Genomic DNA, 16790 nt, shown 5'->3' with positions numbered 1-16790 from the left:
ACGTTATTGCCTTGTAGAATCATCTACAAATGCATTCAGGAAAGCAGAATAACAGCGCGAGCGCGAATTCCACCTGTGAGTTAGACCGGTAAACGCCCCCTATTTCAGGGTTTGAATGTTGCCTCACAGCTCCATAATGCTGCCTGTCCCCACACTTTCACCTGAAACCACCCACCATGGCAGCAACTGCGGAAAACTTGATCGACACCAATCCGGGCCAGCCACCGGCTGCGTCCCCGTCGTTTTTCCAGACCACCATGGGCAAGCGGGTTGCCATCGGCGGCGGCATCGCGCTCATCCTGGCGCTGATGATCGCGGTCTGGATGTGGAGCCAGGCGCCCGAGTACCGCGTGCTATTCTCCAATTACAGCGACCGCGACGGTGGTGCGATCACCGCCTCGCTCGACCAGATGGGGGTGCAGTACAAGTTTTCCGAAGGCGGCAACGCGATCCTCGTGCCTGGCGAGCAGATCCACGACCTGCGCCTGAAGCTGGCCGCGCAGGGCTTGCCGAAGGGCGGCAACGTCGGCTTCGAACTGATGGAAAACCAGAAGCTGGGCGTGTCCCAGTTCCTGGAACAGGTCAACTACCAGCGCTCGCTCGAAGGCGAGCTGGCGCGTTCGATCCAGTCGCTGGGTTCGGTGAGCGCCGCGCGCGTCCACCTGGCGCTGCCGAAGCCGTCGGTGTTCGTGCGCGACCAGCAAAAGCCGACCGCCTCGGTGCTGCTGAACCTGCAGCCGGGCCGCGCCCTCGACCAGGGCCAGGTCAACGCGATCGTCCACCTGGTCGCGTCCAGCGTGCCTGAGCTGACCTTCGGCAACGTGACCGTCGTCGACCAGACCGGCGCCCTGCTGTCGGAACAGGCCGGCAAGGGCGCGGGCAACAAGATGCTCGACGCCACCCAGCTCAAGTACGTGGACCAGGTGCAGGACAACATCATCAAGCAGGTCGAGGCGATGATCAAGCCGCTGGTCGGCGAAGGCAATGTGCGCGCCCAGGCGACCGCCGAAGTGGACTTTGCCCAGGTCGATACCGCCGCCGAGTCGTACAAGCCCAACTCGCCGCCCGAGCCGCAGGCGATCCGCAGCCAGCAGACCTCGGAAACCCAGGGCGCCGGCGCCGGCGCATCGGGCATCCCGGGCGCGCTGTCGAACCAGCCGCCGGGCGTGAACACCGCGCCGATCGACGGCGCGCCGCCGGCCGAAGCGCCTGCCGCGACTGGCCCGAGCACCAGGAACTCGACCACCAATTTCGAAGTCGACAAGACCATCACCTACGAACAGCGTCCGATGGGCGGCATCAAGCGCCTGACGGTCGGCGTGGTGGTGAACTACCGCCGCATCGTCGACCCGGCCACCGGCAAGGTCACCGTGCGTCCGCTGGCAGCGGCCGAAGTGGCCCAGATCAACGAGCTGGTCAAGCAGGCCATGGGCTACAATCCCGAGCGTGGCGACACCATGAATGTGACCAACGCACCGTTCGACGGCGTCGACAAGCCGGTCGACCCGGTGTCGGAACCCGACTGGTGGCGTGACCCGGAGATGCTGTCGCTGTTCAAGGACCTGGCGCGCTACGCCTTTGTCGCCGCGGTGATCGCCTTCCTGTACTTCCGTTTCCTGCGCCCACTGCTGCGTCCGGCGATCAAGAAGTTCGACGAGGCGACCGCCGTCCCGGAAGAGGACAAGAAAGACAAGAACGCGGCAGCCGAAGACGAAGAAGCGCAACAGGACGCCGAGCCCGACGAAGAAGAGCTCGAGGAAGAAGAAAAGATGCGCCGCGATATGGGTTACCGCGCCAACCTGAAACTGGCAAAAGAGCTGGCAGCCCAGGATCCGCGCATCGTCGCAAACGTCATCAAGGCATGGTTGGGTTCAAATGAGTGATAAAGACAAGGACGGCACGAACAAGGCGGCGATCCTGATGCTGGCCCTGGGTGAAGCCGAAGCGGCCGAGGTGATGAAATTCCTCGGCCCGCGCGAAGTGCTCAAGCTGGGCGCGGCGATGGCGCAAATGAAGGCGGTCCAGCATGGCCAGGTGGTCGCCGTACTCGAGGATTTCGTCGAAGAGACCAATCTGCACTCGACCGTCGGCCTCGATTCGGACGAATACATTCGCCAGGTGCTGACCAAGGCCCTGGGCGACGACAAGGCGACCGTGCTGCTCAACCGTATCCTGGGCGGCAAGGATGCCTCGGGCATCGAAAGCCTGAAGTGGATGGACTCGGGCTCGGTAGCTGAGCTGATCCGCAACGAGCACCCCCAGATCATCGCCACCATCCTGGTCCACCTCGAGCGCGACCAGGCTTGCGAAATTCTGGCAAACTTTTCGGAACGGCTGCGCAACGATGTCGTGCTGCGTATCGCCACCCTGGACGGCGTACAGCCGGCGGCACTGCGCGAGCTGAACGACGTGCTGACCAAGCTCTTGTCGGGTAACGAGAACATCAAGAAATCGTCGCTGGGCGGCGTGCGCACCGCGGCCGAGATCCTGAACTTCATGAGCGGCGAGCAAGAGCAGGCCGTGATGGACAGTATCAAGAACTACGACAACGACATGGCGCAGAAGATCATGGACGAGATGTTTGTGTTCGACAACATCATCGACATCGACGATCGCGGCATCCAGTTGCTGCTGCGCGAAGTGCAGTCCGAGATGCTGATCATCGCTCTGAAGGGGGCCTCGCAAGATTTGCGCGAAAAGATTTTCAAGAACATGTCGCAGCGTGCCAGCGAGATGATGCGCGAAGACCTGGAGTCGAAAGGTCCGGTGCGCCTGTCCGAAGTAGAATCGCAGCAGAAGCAGATCCTCCAGATCGTGCGCCGCCTGGCGGACGAGGGACAGATCGTGCTTGGCGGTAAAGGTGAGGATTCGTTCGTCTGATGGTGATACCGAAAGAACAGCAGAGCGCCTACCTGCGCTGGGAAATGGCGTCGTTCGGCGACGAGCGCCCCAGCACGCTCGCGCGCCGCGCGGCCGAAGCGGCCGCACCGCCGTCCGCCCGGCCTGGCTCGGCCGGCGCCCATCCCGCCCTGCCGCCCGAATACAACCTCCCCAGCGTCGAAGAACTGGAGGCGATGCGCGAAGCGGCGCGCCAGGAAGGTTTCGCGCAAGGGCTGGAAGAAGGCCGTGCCCAGGGTCATGACGAAGGCCGGGCCCAGGGCTACGCCGAAGGCGCCGAAGCCGGCCAGCGCGAAGCCACCGCCGAGCTCGAGCATCTGCGCCACATCGCCGCCAGCTTCGGCGACGCCATCGCCCGGGCCGACGAAACCATCGCCCGCGATGTACTCGACCTGGCCCTGCGCCTGGCGCGCGGCATGGTGCGCACCGGCTTCGACGTGCGCCCCGAACTGATTTTATCGGTGGTGCGCGACGCCATCGACCAGCTGCCCGTGCTGCAGCAGCCGGCCGTGCTGACCCTGCATCCGCAAGACGCTGAACTGGTGCGCCATGGCATGGCCGAAGAGCTGTCCAAGGGCGGCTGGCGCATCGTCGAGAACGCGTCCGTCGCGCGCGGCGGCTGCAAGGTCGAGACCGCGACTAACCAGATCGACGCCCAGGCCGCGGCCCGCTGGAACCGCCTGACCCATGCGCTCGGCGCCAACGTCGACTGGCTGGGCGACTGATGGACGAGCACCAGCGCCAACCGGAAGGCACGCACGGCGCCGACAGCGACGGCGACCCGCACACCGCGCGCTGGAAAGCCTATCTGCGCGATTGCGATACGCTGGTCAGCTTCGCCGATCCGCTGCAAGTGTCGGGCCGCGTCACGCGCGTGGCCGGGCTGGTGATGGAATGCGTCGGCCTGCGCCTGGCCGTCGGCGCAGCCGCCACGATCCCGACCGCCAGCGGTTTCATCGAGGCCGAGGTGGTCGGTTTCGAGGGCGAGCGCCTGTTCCTGATGCCGCAAAGCGATACCGAGGGTGTCGTGCCCGGTTCACGCGTGTTTCCGGTCGAGAGCGTGCTGCCGCCGCCCGGCACCGTCCAGCACCAGCGCCGCCGTCCGCAAGACCGCGCGCGCCACCTGCCGGTCGGCATGCAGTTGCTGGGCCGCGTGGTCGATGGCGCCGGCCGGCCGCTCGACGGCCTCGGCCCGCTCGGCACGACCGAGGTCGGCCCGCTCAATGCGCGGCCGGTCAATCCACTCGACCGCGCGCCGATCAAGGACACCCTCGACGTCGGCGTGCGCGCCATCAATGCGATGCTGACCGTGGGCCGTGGCCAGCGCCTGGGCCTGTTCGCAGGCACCGGCGTCGGCAAATCGGTGCTGCTGGGGATGATCGCGCGCTATACCGAAGCCGACGTCATCGTCGTCGGGCTGATCGGCGAACGTGGCCGCGAGGTCAAGGAATTCATCGACCAGATCCTGGGACCCGAAGGCCGCGCCCGCTCGGCCGTCGTGGCGGCCCCGGCCGATTCGCCGCCGCTGTTGCGCCTGCAAGGGGCGGCCTATGCCACGGCGATCGCCGAGCATTTCCGCGACCAGGGCAAGAACGTGATGCTGATCATGGATTCGCTGACCCGCTATGCGATGGCGCAGCGCGAGATCGCGCTGGCGATCGGCGAGCCGCCGGCAACCAAGGGCTACCCTCCCTCGGTGTTTGCCAAATTGCCGGTGCTGGTCGAGCGCGCCGGCAACGGCCTGGAAGGCGGCGGCTCGATCACGGCCTTCTATACCGTGCTGTCCGAGGGCGACGACCAGCAGGATCCGATCGCGGATGCGGCGCGCGGCATCCTCGACGGCCACATCGTGCTCAACCGCCATCTGGCCGAGGCCGGCCATTATCCGGCCATCGACATCGAGCAGTCCATTTCGCGGGCGATGCACTCGATCACGACCCACGAACACCAGCTGGCGGCGCGCAAGCTGAAGCAGTTGTATTCGCGCTATCAGCGCTCGCGCGACCTGATCAATGTCGGCGCCTATGCCGCCGGCAGCGATCCGGTACTCGACCAGGCGATCGCGAAAAATGCGGTCATCGAGGAATTCCTGTGCCAGGAAATCCACGACAACGCCACGCTTCCCCAGAGCTTGGGGCAACTTTCCTCGCTATTCAACTGATTGGCTAGAATTGCCCGGCGGTAAAATTGCCGCACCATGGCCCAATTATCCGCACTTGACACACTGATCGACCTGGCGCAGAAGGATTCCGACGCTGCCGCCAAGCGCCTGGGCGCGGCCAACAAACTGGTCGAGGAAGCAGAACAGAAGCTGGAGATGCTGGTCGGCTACCGCGACGAATATGCACACAAGCTCGATGCGGCCCAGGCGGCCGGCATCACGCCGTTCGCGTACCACAACTTCGTTGCCTTTATTGGCAAGCTGGACAGTGCCTTGAACGGCCAGCGCGACGTATTGAAACATGCCCGGTTCAAGGCCGATACCGAGCGCAAGACCTTGCAGGAAAGCGAACGCAAGCGCTTGTCGTATCGCACGCTGAACGAACGCGCCGCGAGCGAAGCGCTCAAGGTGCAGAACAAGCGCGACCAGAAACAGATGGACGACCACGCCGCGCGTGGCGCCCGCTACAAACAACGCTGAGTGAACCATGACGACGCAGACCACGAATCTTCTGTTCCAGGCCAACGGCGCCAATGCCGCCGCGCCCCGCAGCGCAAGCCCGGACCGGCTGGCCGACAGCGCGCGCGACAATGGCGCTTTCGGCGCCACCCTGTCGCGCGAACTGGCGGCGCGCCAGCAGGTGCCGCAACCGGCCGTGCAGGGGGCGAAACCGGCCCCGCAGCAGCAGTCGAAACCGAACGCCGCCGACAAGAGCGCCAACCGCGAGCCCGTGCGCGAGCAGACCAATAAAGCCAATGCCAGGCCGGCCAGCCGTGAAGGCGAGGCCAAGGCCGCCGACGCCGCGGCCATCGACGGCAAGGAAGACGCCGAGGCCGCGCAAGCGGCCGAAGCCGCCGCCGCGGCCACCACGCCGGTCACCGACATGCTGGCCTTCATGGCCAGCCTGACCAGGCCCGCGGCCGCCGACGCCGCGACCCTGCCGGACGATGCCGCGGCCGCGGGCGACGTGCAACTGAAGGCGCTGGAAAAGGCGCTGGAGAACATGACCAGCGCGGCGGCCGCCACCGGCGACGACGCCGCTGCCAGCGATGGGCCGGGCAAAGGCGTTTCGCTGGCCGCCGGCGTGCAGCGCGCGCCGGTCGATCCGAATGCGGCCCCTGCCAACGCGTTGGCGCAAGGCCAGCATGATGCCGACCAGTTCCAGGCCCAGCTGCGCGAGAGCCAGCAGCAGGCCGTGCCATTGGTCGACGAAGCCCCGGCCCCGCTGGCCCAGCTGCAGGCCCAGGCCGCCAGGATGGCGGATGCGGTCGGCAACCCGGCCGCCGCGCCGGGCGACCGCATCCCGGCCCGGATGGGCAGCCAGGCCTGGGACAACCAGGTCAGCCAGCGCATCGTCTACATGGTCGGCAAGGAGCAGGCCGCCACCCTGACCCTGAACCCGCCCGACCTGGGTCCGGTGCAGATCGTGCTCAACGTGAGCAACGACCAGGCCAGCGTGGCCTTCTCGGCGGAACACATGGAGGTGCGCCAGGCCCTGGAAAACGCCCTCCCGCGCCTGCGCGAGATGATGAGTGAGAGCGGTATTGCCCTGAACAATGCAACGGTCGACGCCGGCGCCCGCCAGCAGCAGGAAAGTGAACGCCGTGCGCAGGGCGGCGGCGGTGCGCAGGGCGATGTGGCCGGCGACGGCCGCGATCTCGAGCCGGCGGTGAACGAAGTGGCGCCGCGCACGCGTACCGTGGCATTGGGCGAGCGTGGGACGGTGGATTTGTTTGCCTGATGCGGTCGTTGGTTGAGCGCGCGTCGGCTGAGCGCACGTCAGCTCGAGCACATCGCCGTCGACACGTCGCTCCCGCCGGCGCGAACCCGAGTCTGCATGCCCAGTGGCGTCGTTCGACCTAGCTGGAGTACTGGGTGACTCGGGTTCCCGCCTTCGCGGGGAGTCGCTCTTGCCCGTGGCAAGAACGACGTGTTTGGCCGGCAAAGAAACCGGGGCTGATGGCGGATGACCAATCTTTTGCATTTAGTCATCGCGCGCCAGCAACAATCAGCGATTTACCGCCCCTTCTCCCCTCTTTTCTAGGCTTGCCCGGATGCATCTATCCGCCACAATGCCATAATACCGAACCCACCAACCAGTACTGAAGACATCCATTGAAAGCGAATCCGAAAATGAAGGCTGATCCGAAAGCGGACGCGGCTGCACCAGCGGCAACGGCCGGCTCGAAGAAAAAGCTCATCATCATGATCCTCGCCGCCGTCCTGGTGCTTGGCGCGGGTGTCGGCGGCGGTTGGTATTTCAGTCAGTCGTCGGCCGCCCATGGCGAAGAGGACGCCCCCGCCAAGGGAACCAAGAAGAAGAAAAAGAAGAATTCGGACGCCAAGCAGGAATACGTGCCGATCGAGTCGTTTACCGTTAACCTGCAGCCAGAAAACGGCGAACAGTATTTGCAGGTACAGTTCACCCTGCAGGTCGCGGGGGCGGACCAGGCGACCCTGGTGAAAGACAATATGGCGATCGTGCGCAACCGCGTGCTGCTCCTGTTGTCGAGCAAAAAGGCATCCGAGATCAATACCGTGGAAGGCAAGCAGCAATTGGCGTCGGAGATCCAGGCGACGATCACCGAGCCTTTCGTGAAAGATGGCGACGAACAGGAAGTGTCGGACGTTTTGTTCACTTCGTTTATCATCCAGTGAGCACCAGTAGATAAGCTAGAAACATGGCCGATAATTTCCTCTCACAGGAAGAAGTCGATGCCCTCTTAAAAGGGGTCAACGGCGATCAGGACGACATTGCGGCGCCTGAAGACACCTCGGGGGTACGCACCTATAACCTGGCGACGCAGGAGCGCATCGTGCGCGGCCGCATGCCGACGCTCGAGATCATCAACGAGCGTTTCGCCAGGTATCTGCGGGTCGGCCTGTTCAACTTCCTGCGCCGCAGCGCCGAGGTCTCGGTCGGCTCGGTGCGGGTCTCGAAGTACAGCGAGTTCATCCGCAACCTGGTGGTCCCGACCAACCTCAACCTGATCCACATGAAGCCGCTGCGCGGCACCGCCCTGATGGTGTTCGACCCGGGCCTCGTCTTTTTGCTCGTCGACAACCTGTTCGGCGGCGACGGGCGCTTCCATACCCGGGTCGAAGGGCGCGATTTCACCCAGACGGAGCAGCGCATCATCATGCGCATCCTCGACATCGTGTTCGAGGCCTATGCCAAGTCGTGGGAGCCGGTCTACCCGGTCGAGTTCGAATACATCCGCTCCGAGATGAACACGCAGTTCGCCAATATCGCGACCCCGAACGAGGTGGTGGTGTCGTGCACTTTCACGGTCGAGCTGGGTTCGGTATCGGGCCAGATCCATTTCTGCATGCCGTATTCGATGATCGAGCCGATCCGCGACGCGCTGACCTCGAGCCTCCAGGGCGAGGCGCTCGAAGTCGACAAGCGCTGGGTACGCCTGATGACGCAGCAGATCCAGGTCGCCGAGGTCGAGCTGGTCGCCATGCTGGGCCACGGCAAGGCGAACTTCGACGAGATCCTGAACATGAAGATCGGCGACGTGATTCCGATCGTGGTGCCGGAGATGCTCGAGGCGACCGTCGACGGCGTGCCGGTGATGGAGTGCACCTACGGCGTGCACAACGGGCAATATGCGCTGAAGGTCGAGAAGCTGCTCGCGAACAGCGACACGTTCGGCAAATAGGCGGCAATGGGCCTTGACCACGCGCCATGCGCCATGCGCGCCGGCTTGAACGATATATTGGCGGGCGCGCTGCGCCGGCTGCAAGCAACAGGAGAACACCATGTCTGACAACCAGGACGACCAGGACCACATCGACGACGACTGGGGCGCGGCGATCGCCGAGCAGGCCGCTGCCGAAGCGGCCGCGCTCGAGCGCCAGCAACAGCAGCAGGCGGCCGCACCGCCCGCGGCGGCGGCCGTATTCAAGGACTTCTCGAACAAGGGCGCGCGCAACGAGACGCCGAACGACATCGACTTCATCCTCGACATCCCGGTGCAGCTCACGGTCGAACTGGGCCGCACCAAGATCGCCATCAAGAACCTGCTGCAACTGGCGCAGGGGTCGGTGGTCGAACTCGATGGCCTGGCCGGCGAACCGATGGACGTGCTGGTCAATGGCTGCCTGATCGCCCAGGGCGAGGTGGTGGTCGTGAATGACAAGTTCGGGATCCGGCTCACTGATATCATCACGCCGTCTGAACGGATCCGCAAACTGAATAAATGAGCCTGCGCCGCGCCCTTGCTCCCGATCGCCCCCCGGCCGCCGAATACGGCGTAGGGCTGGCGGCCACGCCGCCGGCGCGTCGATCCGCAATGGCGCCCGTGTCGTCCCGCTCGATCTCGCGGCCAACCCTGGGATCCATGGCGGGGGCATTGCTGCTAGCGCCAGTGTGTGCGTTCGGCCAGCAGCCGACAGCGCTGGACACCACGACGGCGCCGGCGCCGGCGGCCCACGAAAACGCCGAGACCCTGCGCCGTCCCGGTGAAACCACGACCGGCAGGCCGCCGGCGCCGGCCGTGCCGGCCCCGGCCACCACTCCCGCTGCGACAGTCCCGCCGACGGCCCCTCTGCCCGGCGACGCCGCCAGGGCCGTGGGGCCCACGCCACCGGTCGCCAGCGCGCCCGTGTCGACGACGACCAGCGCACCGCTGGGCGAAGCGCCACGCGTCTCACTGCCCACGTCGGCGCCCGCCCCATCCGGCGCTGGTTTGGGCGCGGCCGGCCTGTTGCAGACCATCCTGGCCCTGATGCTGGTGCTCGGCCTGCTGGCCGGCCTGGCCTGGGTAATGAAGCGCTACGGCCCCAGGATGAGCGGTGGTGGCGCCAACCTGCGGGTGGTCGGCGCGTTGAACCTGGGCGGACGCGAACGCATCATGGTGGTCGAAGTCGGCGACCAGTGGATCGTGGTCGGCGCCGCGCCGGGCCGGGTCAACGCCCTGCACACCATGCCGCGCCAGGAAGGCGCGCTGGCCCCGACCACCAGCCACGGCGGCGCAGCCGGCGGCAACCCGGGCGCCAATTTCTCTGACTGGCTCAAGAAGACGATCGACAAACGCAATGCGAACTAGAACCCTCCTGTTGGCCGGCGCACTGGCCCTGCCGCTGATCGCGGCGGCCCAGCCCGGCATTCCGGCTTTCCAGAGCAGCCCGGCGGCGGGCGGCGGCACCGCCTATTCGCTGCCGGTCCAGACGCTGCTGCTGCTGACGTCGTTGACCTTCCTGCCGGCCGCGCTGCTGATGATGACGGCGTTCACCCGCATCATCATCGTGCTGTCCCTGCTGCGCCAGGCGCTGGGCACGCAGAGCGCCCCGCCGAACCAGGTCATGCTCGGGCTGGCGCTGTTCTTGACCTTCTTCGTGATGGGTCCCACCTTCGACCGCATCTACAGCGAAGCCTACCTGCCGCTGCAGCGCAACGAGATCCAGATGACCGAGGCCATGAACCGCGGCGCGGTGCCGCTCAAGGAATTCATGGTCAAGCAGACGCGCCAGTCCGACCTGGCGCTGTTCGTCAAGATTTCGCGCTCGGAAGCGCTGCAGGGGCCGGAAGACATCCCGCTGCGGGTCCTGATCCCGGCCTTCGTCACCAGCGAACTCAAGACGGCATTCCAGATCGGCTTCGCGATCTTCATCCCGTTCCTGATCATCGACATGGTGGTGGCCTCGGTGCTGATGGCGATGGGCATGATGATGATGTCGCCGGCCGTCATCGCCCTGCCGTTCAAGCTGATGCTGTTCGTGCTGGTCGACGGCTGGCAATTACTGCTCGGCTCGCTTTCGCAGAGCTTCTACTGAGGAGGCTGGCATGACACCCGAAAGCGTGATGACCATGGGCCGCACGGCCATGGAAGTGACCCTGATGATCTCGGCGCCGCTGCTGCTGGTGGCGTTGATCATCGGCCTGATCATCAGCATCTTCCAGGCCGCGACCCAGATCAACGAAGCGACCCTGTCCTTCATCCCGAAACTGGTCGGCGTGTTCGTCGCCCTGGTGGTGGCGGGGCCGTGGATGCTGTCGGTGATGCTCGATTATATGCGGCAGGTGTTTACCGGAATTCCGGGCCTGATCGGGTAGCGTGGGCCTGCCGATCGTTGCTGGACACGTGGACGGCGCAGCCGTCCATCCGACGCTACGAGGCGTGTCGTGCTGACATTGACGTCGGTCGAGATGAACGCCTGGATCGCCGGGCTGCTGTGGCCGCTGGCGCGCATCCTGGGGCTGATCACGTCGGCGCCGCTGTTCGGCAACGCCGGCGTGCCGATGCGCGTCAAGCTCCTGCTCGGCATCCTCCTGGCGCTGGTGATCGCGCCGCTGGTGCCGGCGGTGCCGGCCGCCGATCCCACGTCGTGGGCGGGCCTTCTCATCCTGGTCAAGGAAATGATCATCGGCCTTGCGATGGGCTTCGCCATGCGCATCGTGTTCGCCGCCATCGAGTATGCCGGCGAGGTCGCCAGCCAGACCATGGGCCTGGGCTTCGCCATGTTCTTCGACCCCAGCACGCGCGGCCGCTCGTCGGCCATCAGCCAGTTCATGGCCCTGGTCGCGACCATGGTCTTCCTGGCCGTCAACGGCCACCTGGTGCTGCTCGAGGTGCTGGCCGAAAGCTTCATCACCATGCCGATCACCGAAACGCCGTTCTCCTCGAACGCGGCGCTGGAACTGGTGCGCTGGGGGGGGCGCATCTTCTCGGCCGGGCTCCAGCTGGCGATGCCGATCATCGCCGCGCTCCTGATCACGCAGGTCGCCCTGGGCATCCTGACCCGCGCCGCGCCGCAGCTGAACATCTTCGGTATCGGCTTTCCGATCACGCTGGGCGTCGGCTTCCTGACCCTGAGCCTGGTCCTGCCCTACCTCGGCGCGCCGATCGTCAACCTGTTCAACCACGGCATCGAAACCAGCCGTTCGCTGCCGCGGGCCGGCAATCCGCAGCCGGGCGCGCCAGGCGCGCCGCCGGCGCAGGCGGCGCCCGTGGCGCCGGCGCCGGGTTAGCGCGGCTGGTAGCGCATCGCGACGTCGCAACGTGCGTAGCGCGCGCCGTACTCCGCCATGATCGCGGCGTCGTGCTGGAAACCCAGTTTTTCGTACAGGTGATCCCGGCGGCGCACTTGGCATTGCTGAGCAGGTAGAGCGGCTCGGCGCCCAGGGACATCGCCCGTTCGATGACGGCGCGCAGCAGGAATTCGCCCGCCTTGAGGCCGCGCGCGCTTTCGCGCACGCCCATCTTGGTCAGCTCGACGCTGCGTTCGCCCGTTTTCTGCAGCGCGCAGGTTCCGACGATGCCCAAGCCGCGCGCTGCGACGAACAGGATCACGCCGCCCTGGTCGACAATCCTGGCACGCGGGTTTTCCAGCACCTCCCGGTCGGTCGCCTCGAGCCGGAACATGGCGTTGATCCACTCGGCGTTGATGTCATGGAAGTGGCTGGCCAGCTCGTCGCTGAACTCATGGATCGTGAGGATCCGGGGCGTCGACCGGGCCGCCAGCACGTCGATCGGGTTCTCGGCCAGCGCCGCTTCGATGGCGGCGATCTGCGCCATGAATGCTCCCGGCTCACCGCCGAACAAGGCGTTCACCGCCTCACCGACCTGCGGTCAGACATACAGCTTGGCGCGCGCCAGCACGGCGCTTCCTTGCGTGGTCAGCGAAATGGTGCGCTGGCGTGCGTCGCCCCCCTGGCTCTGCTGCGATTCGACCAGGCCGAGGTCGACCAACTGCCCGATGCCACGCGTAATGCCAGGCTGGCTGACGCCCACGGCCTGCACCAGCTGACTGACGGTCAGCGCCTGGCCATCGAGCGCAGCCAGGAGAGGCATGTGGGCTGGCTGCACCGGCAAGCCGGCATCCGATGCGACCCTGGCCGCGCCGGCCTGCATCCGCTCTCCCAGGCGCTTGAGGCGGCTGCCCAGGAAGGTCGGCCCCAACGCTTGCAATAAATCCGGCATCGGCAGTCTCCATGACGCGATATATAACAATGTATATACTCGGATTGGCGTCGTCAACGCGGGACCTTGCAAAGGCCCGCCTCAGCCTGCCAGCGCCGGATACGTGAATGCGAGGAAGTGCACCGCGTTAAGCATAAAGTGCGTCAGGATCGCACCTTCTATCCGCTTCGACAGCAGGTAGGCCGCCGCGTAGTGCAGGCCAGCGATCGTGGCCAGCAGCGCCAGCAGCACGCCGCCGCCCAGGTGCGCCAGGCCGAACAGGATGGACGTGACCAGCGCGGCGACGACCGCCCCACCCCGCCAGCCGCGCATGGCGCCGGCCATCTTCCCGAGCAGGAAGCCGCGGAAGAACGCCTCTTCGGCCACGCAGGTGATGAGAAGGTTGGAGGCGAGGAACCAGGCCGAATAGGATGTCCACTTCAGGTCGGGCCGTATCTGGCCCAGCAGCCAGCCCAGGCCCAGCACGACGACCAGTGTGGACATGACGACTGGTGCAATGCGGCGCAGCATCGCCAGCCACTCATCGAGCGCACCCATCCGCCGGCAAAACACGCCCAGCAGGACAATGCCGACCACCGCTTTGTCGAAGTTGGCCCATAGCGGGAACGGCGCGCCATCGCTGGAGAAACGGATGCCGTCGGCCAGCATCGGATTGTGGAAACCCGGCGCCTTGTGCAGGGCCAGCGCCAGCGCGGCAACCGCGGTCAGTACCAGCAGCAGCGCACGCGCATGCTTGTTGCGCGCTTGGCGCGCGCCCCACGCGAGCGCCGCGAAGACGGCGATCGCCACTGGCGCGCGCCAGTCGAGGATGCCGCCCGCCAGGCCGGCCGCGACGGCCAGCACCAGACTGGTGCACCAGGGCCACGCACGGTTGCCATGAATGGCCGGCAAGGGTATCCACAACAGGACGATGGTCACGGCCAGCAGGCCGAAAGTAAGCAAGATGTGCGGGGCAATTGTCATGCGCAAAATTATATTCGCGACACAATTGCATAGCAGCATCCCGTTCGGTAGAGGAATTGACAGAAGTCAAAGTCCAAACAAATTACGCCGCAATGCTACTTAGCCAACAAACAAAACCGTATGGTAGGGGTAGCCTGAAAATCCCAGGGCGTAGCAGCGCCTCAACCCGCCAAGCCACGCGTTGGCTGCTATCGACAATGAAAACATCAAAACCTTTAAAGATTGCCGGTTGGATCCTGCTCGGAATTACGGTCGTAGTGATCCTGTTCTTCCTGCTGTTTGACTGGAATATGTTGCGGCCCTATATCAACCGCAAGGTATCCGAGACCACCGGACGCGAGTTCGCCATCCGCGGCGACCTGGACGTGAAATTCCAGCGTGGCCTGGAGAGCGAAACCGGCTGGCGGCGCTATGTGCCCCGTCCTTATGTCAGCGCCAACGACGTCACCATGAGCAACCCGACCTGGAGCACCGTCGGCCCGCGGATGGCCGCCGCCCAGCGCGTCGAGGTGGGCCTGCATGTGTTGCCGCTGCTGCGCAAAAACGTCGTCATCACCGACCTGCGCCTGGCCGGGCCCGACATCGCCGTCGAGCGGCGCGCCGATGCCCGCAATTCCTGGACCTTCAAGGACAACGGCCCCTCGCAATGGGATGTCGACATCCAGCGCCTCTCGTTCAACAGCGGCAAGCTGCGCTACCTGGACGAGCCGCTGCGCCTGGACCTGCGCGCCGATGCGCGCACGATCGACGGCCAGCAAAGCGCGCCGGCCGCCGGCGTGCCGCCGTATGGCCTGGCCTTCACCCTGGCCGGCACCTATAACAAGGCAAAGATCACCGGCGGCGGCAAGGCCGGCGCGGTACTGTCGCTCACCGGCGACGATATCACCTTCCCGATCGAAGCCGACGCCAGCGCCGGACAGAACAAGCTCGGGCTGCGCGGCGTGGTGCGCGATCCACGCTCCCCATCCGGCTTCGCCCTCAAGATGGAACTGGCCGGCGCCAGCATGGCCGACCTGTACGGCCTGACCGGCGTGCTGCTGCCCGAAACGCCGCCCTACTCCACCCGTGGCGACCTGCTGGGCAAGCGCGATGGCGACTTCTGGACCTTCACCTACAAGGACTTCACCGGCAAGGTGGGCGCCAGCGACATCGCCGGCACCCTGTCCTATGCCCAGCGCGAAAAGCGCCCGTTCCTGAGCGGCGCCCTGACCTCGCAGCAGCTGCGCCTGGCCGACCTGGGCCCGACCATCGGCGCCGACACCGGCGCCGGCACCAAGGCCGCCGGGCGCGTGAAGGCGCCGCCGCCCGGCAAGGCCTTGCCGGCGGAAGGATTCAATACCGAGAAATGGGGGGCGCTGGACGCCGACGTGAAATTCTCCGGCAAGCGCATCGTGCGGACCAACGACATTCCGCTGCGCGACATCGAGACCACGATCCGCATGAAGGACAAGGTGCTCACGCTCACGCCGCTGAGCTTCGGCATGGCGGGCGGGCGCATCACCTCGAATATCCGGCTCGACGGCAGCACCAAGACGCTCGACGCCTCGGCCCGCCTGGCGGCGCGCGGGCTCAAGATCCGCGAACTGTTCCCCAAGCTGCAGTCGATGCAGGCCAGCTTCGGCGAAGTCAATGGCGACGGCGTCCTGGCCGGCAAGGGCAATACGGTGGCCGCCATGCTGGGCACCTCGCAGGGCGAGATCAATGCCGTGGTCACCGAGGGCACGGTCAGCCAGTTCATCCTCGAGCTGGCCGGCCTGAACGTGGCCAACGCCGTCTACGCGAAGATCTTCGGCGACAAGCAGACCATGCTCAATTGCGTGGCGGCGCAGACGACCGTGCGCAACGGCCGCGCCAATATCGACCGCTTCGTGCTCGACAGCGAGGATGCGGTGGTGAATGTCTCGGGCTATGTCGACCTGGCCAAGGAAAGCCTGGACGTGGACGTGCGGCCGAAATCGAAGGGGGCGCGCATCCTGACCCTGCGCACGCCGCTGTATGCGCGCGGCACCTTCACCGATCCGAAGGTCGGACCGCATGCGGGTCCGCTGGCGCTCAAGGCCGGCGCCGCGGTGGCGCTGGCGGCGGTCACGCCGCTGGCCGCCCTGCTGCCGCTGGTGAACGTCGACAAGGCGCCGGACACGAATTGCGGCGCCGAGATCGCCGCCGCGACCAAGCCGCCGAAGGTGAACGCGAAGACGCCGCCGAAGCCGGTCAAATAAGCCGTTATCTTGAACAGCCCGGGCATGGTTGAGCACCTGCCCGGGCTTTTTCACAATGAGGCCGCGCGTGTGTACCGTGTGTACCGTGTGTACCGTGTGTACCGTCTGGATTGTGGATCGGAATGGCCGGGGCGTCCGTGTGAACGCCAGTGGGGTGGACGGCTCTGCCGTCCACGCGTTCAACTCACCGATGCAATGTGGCTGTGCATGCCCAGGCTGAACGCGTGGGCGGGATACCCGCCCACCCCACGGTACCGGCTAGCTGAACGCCATCACGCGCGCCGGCAATCACCTCACAGTAGTGGCTAAGTGAACTCCATTTGAACGCCAGTGGGGTGGACGGCTCTGCCGTCCACGCGTTCAACTCACCGATGCAATGTGGCTGAGCATGCCCGGGCTGAACGCGTGGGCGGGATACCCGCCCACCCCATGGTACCGGCTAACTGAACGCCATCACAGTGGGGTGGACGGCTCTGCCGTCCACGCGTTCAACTCACCGATGCAATGTGGCTGTGCATGCCTGGGCTGAACGCGTGGGCGGGATACCCGCCCACCCCACGGTGCCGGCTAACTGAACGCCATCACAGTGGCGTGGACGGCTCTGCCGTCCACGCGTTCAAC

Annotated in this window: 17 protein-coding genes; 14 read left to right on the top strand and 3 right to left on the bottom strand. The window is 65.8% G+C overall.

Going from position 1 to position 16790, the window contains the following annotated elements:
• The first annotated feature begins 176 nt into the window (after window positions 1–176).
• The 13 genes from fliF to fliR all read left to right on the top strand — a co-directional run bounded on the left by fliF (window position 177) and on the right by fliR (window position 12035).
• On the top strand, window positions 177–1883 hold the full coding sequence (gene fliF / locus AC56KW_RS16160) for a flagellar basal-body MS-ring/collar protein FliF (RefSeq protein ID WP_497171696.1): 1707 nt from the start codon (window positions 177–179) through the stop codon (window positions 1881–1883).
• Window positions 1876–2880 carry a flagellar motor switch protein FliG gene (gene fliG / locus AC56KW_RS16155; protein ID WP_497171695.1) on the top strand — a complete coding sequence of 335 codons (1005 nt, stop codon included), beginning with the start codon at window positions 1876–1878 and terminating at the stop codon, window positions 2878–2880. The genes fliF and fliG overlap by 8 nt, the downstream gene beginning before the upstream one ends.
• Window positions 2880–3623 carry a flagellar assembly protein FliH gene (locus AC56KW_RS16150; protein ID WP_497171694.1) on the top strand — a complete coding sequence of 248 codons (744 nt, stop codon included), beginning with the start codon at window positions 2880–2882 and terminating at the stop codon, window positions 3621–3623. Before fliG ends, AC56KW_RS16150 begins: the two co-directional genes overlap by 1 nt.
• Entirely contained in the window at window positions 3623–5059 is a 1437-nt protein-coding gene (fliI, locus tag AC56KW_RS16145) for a flagellar protein export ATPase FliI (protein WP_497171693.1), read from the top strand. The genes AC56KW_RS16150 and fliI overlap by 1 nt, the downstream gene beginning before the upstream one ends.
• Window positions 5060–5095: 36 nt before the next feature.
• Entirely contained in the window at window positions 5096–5539 is a 444-nt protein-coding gene (fliJ, locus tag AC56KW_RS16140) for a flagellar export protein FliJ (protein WP_497171692.1), read from the top strand.
• 7 nt (window positions 5540–5546) lie between these two features.
• On the top strand, window positions 5547–6800 hold the full coding sequence (locus AC56KW_RS16135; RefSeq protein ID WP_497171691.1) for a flagellar hook-length control protein FliK: 1254 nt from the start codon (window positions 5547–5549) through the stop codon (window positions 6798–6800).
• 392 nt (window positions 6801–7192) lie between these two features.
• The gene (gene fliL, locus AC56KW_RS16130) at window positions 7193–7717 is read left to right on the top strand and encodes a flagellar basal body-associated protein FliL (protein WP_497171744.1); all 525 of its coding nucleotides are present in this window, start codon (window positions 7193–7195) and stop codon (window positions 7715–7717) included.
• A gap of 23 nt (window positions 7718–7740) precedes the next feature.
• Window positions 7741–8724, top strand: coding sequence for a flagellar motor switch protein FliM (gene fliM, locus AC56KW_RS16125; protein ID WP_497171690.1), 984 nt, complete (start codon window positions 7741–7743; stop codon window positions 8722–8724).
• Between the two features lie 100 nt (window positions 8725–8824).
• Window positions 8825–9268: a flagellar motor switch protein FliN gene (fliN, locus tag AC56KW_RS16120; protein ID WP_497171689.1), complete on the top strand. Its 444-nt coding sequence runs from the start codon at window positions 8825–8827 to the stop codon at window positions 9266–9268.
• Window positions 9265–10113, top strand: coding sequence for a flagellar biosynthetic protein FliO (fliO, locus tag AC56KW_RS16115; protein WP_497171688.1), 849 nt, complete (start codon window positions 9265–9267; stop codon window positions 10111–10113). The genes fliN and fliO overlap by 4 nt, the downstream gene beginning before the upstream one ends.
• Window positions 10103–10840: a flagellar type III secretion system pore protein FliP gene (gene fliP / locus AC56KW_RS16110; protein ID WP_497171687.1), complete on the top strand. Its 738-nt coding sequence runs from the start codon at window positions 10103–10105 to the stop codon at window positions 10838–10840. The genes fliO and fliP overlap by 11 nt, the downstream gene beginning before the upstream one ends.
• Window positions 10841–10850: 10 nt before the next feature.
• Window positions 10851–11120: a flagellar biosynthesis protein FliQ gene (gene fliQ, locus AC56KW_RS16105; RefSeq protein ID WP_005665867.1), complete on the top strand. Its 270-nt coding sequence runs from the start codon at window positions 10851–10853 to the stop codon at window positions 11118–11120.
• Between the two features lie 69 nt (window positions 11121–11189).
• Entirely contained in the window at window positions 11190–12035 is an 846-nt protein-coding gene (fliR, locus tag AC56KW_RS16100; RefSeq protein ID WP_497171686.1) for a flagellar biosynthetic protein FliR, read from the top strand.
• Here the strand turns inward: fliR and AC56KW_RS16095 are convergent.
• The 3 genes from AC56KW_RS16095 to AC56KW_RS16085 form a co-directional block, all read right to left on the bottom strand.
• A complete protein-coding gene (locus AC56KW_RS16095) occupies window positions 11923–12582 on the bottom strand; it encodes a GNAT family N-acetyltransferase (protein ID WP_497171685.1) in 660 nt (219 codons plus the stop codon). The two genes, fliR and AC56KW_RS16095, sit on opposite strands and share 113 nt — an antisense overlap.
• A gap of 54 nt (window positions 12583–12636) precedes the next feature.
• Window positions 12637–12987 (bottom strand): MarR family winged helix-turn-helix transcriptional regulator, encoded by a 351-nt coding sequence (locus tag AC56KW_RS16090; protein ID WP_497171684.1) that lies wholly within the window; start codon window positions 12985–12987, stop codon window positions 12637–12639.
• An 81-nt stretch (window positions 12988–13068) separates the two neighbouring features.
• Window positions 13069–13950: a CPBP family intramembrane glutamic endopeptidase gene (locus tag AC56KW_RS16085; RefSeq protein ID WP_497171683.1), complete on the bottom strand. Its 882-nt coding sequence runs from the start codon at window positions 13948–13950 to the stop codon at window positions 13069–13071.
• 197 nt (window positions 13951–14147) lie between these two features.
• Here AC56KW_RS16085 and AC56KW_RS16080 point away from each other — a divergent pair, with 197 nt between their 5' ends.
• A complete protein-coding gene (locus tag AC56KW_RS16080; protein ID WP_497171682.1) occupies window positions 14148–16169 on the top strand; it encodes an AsmA family protein in 2022 nt (673 codons plus the stop codon).
• Window positions 16170–16790 lie beyond the last annotated feature (621 nt).

This window comes from Telluria sp. RT2P19, assembly GCF_059685725.1.
The sequence above is the reverse complement of the archived record's forward strand: the minus strand, read 5'-3'. Positions and strand labels throughout refer to the sequence as shown.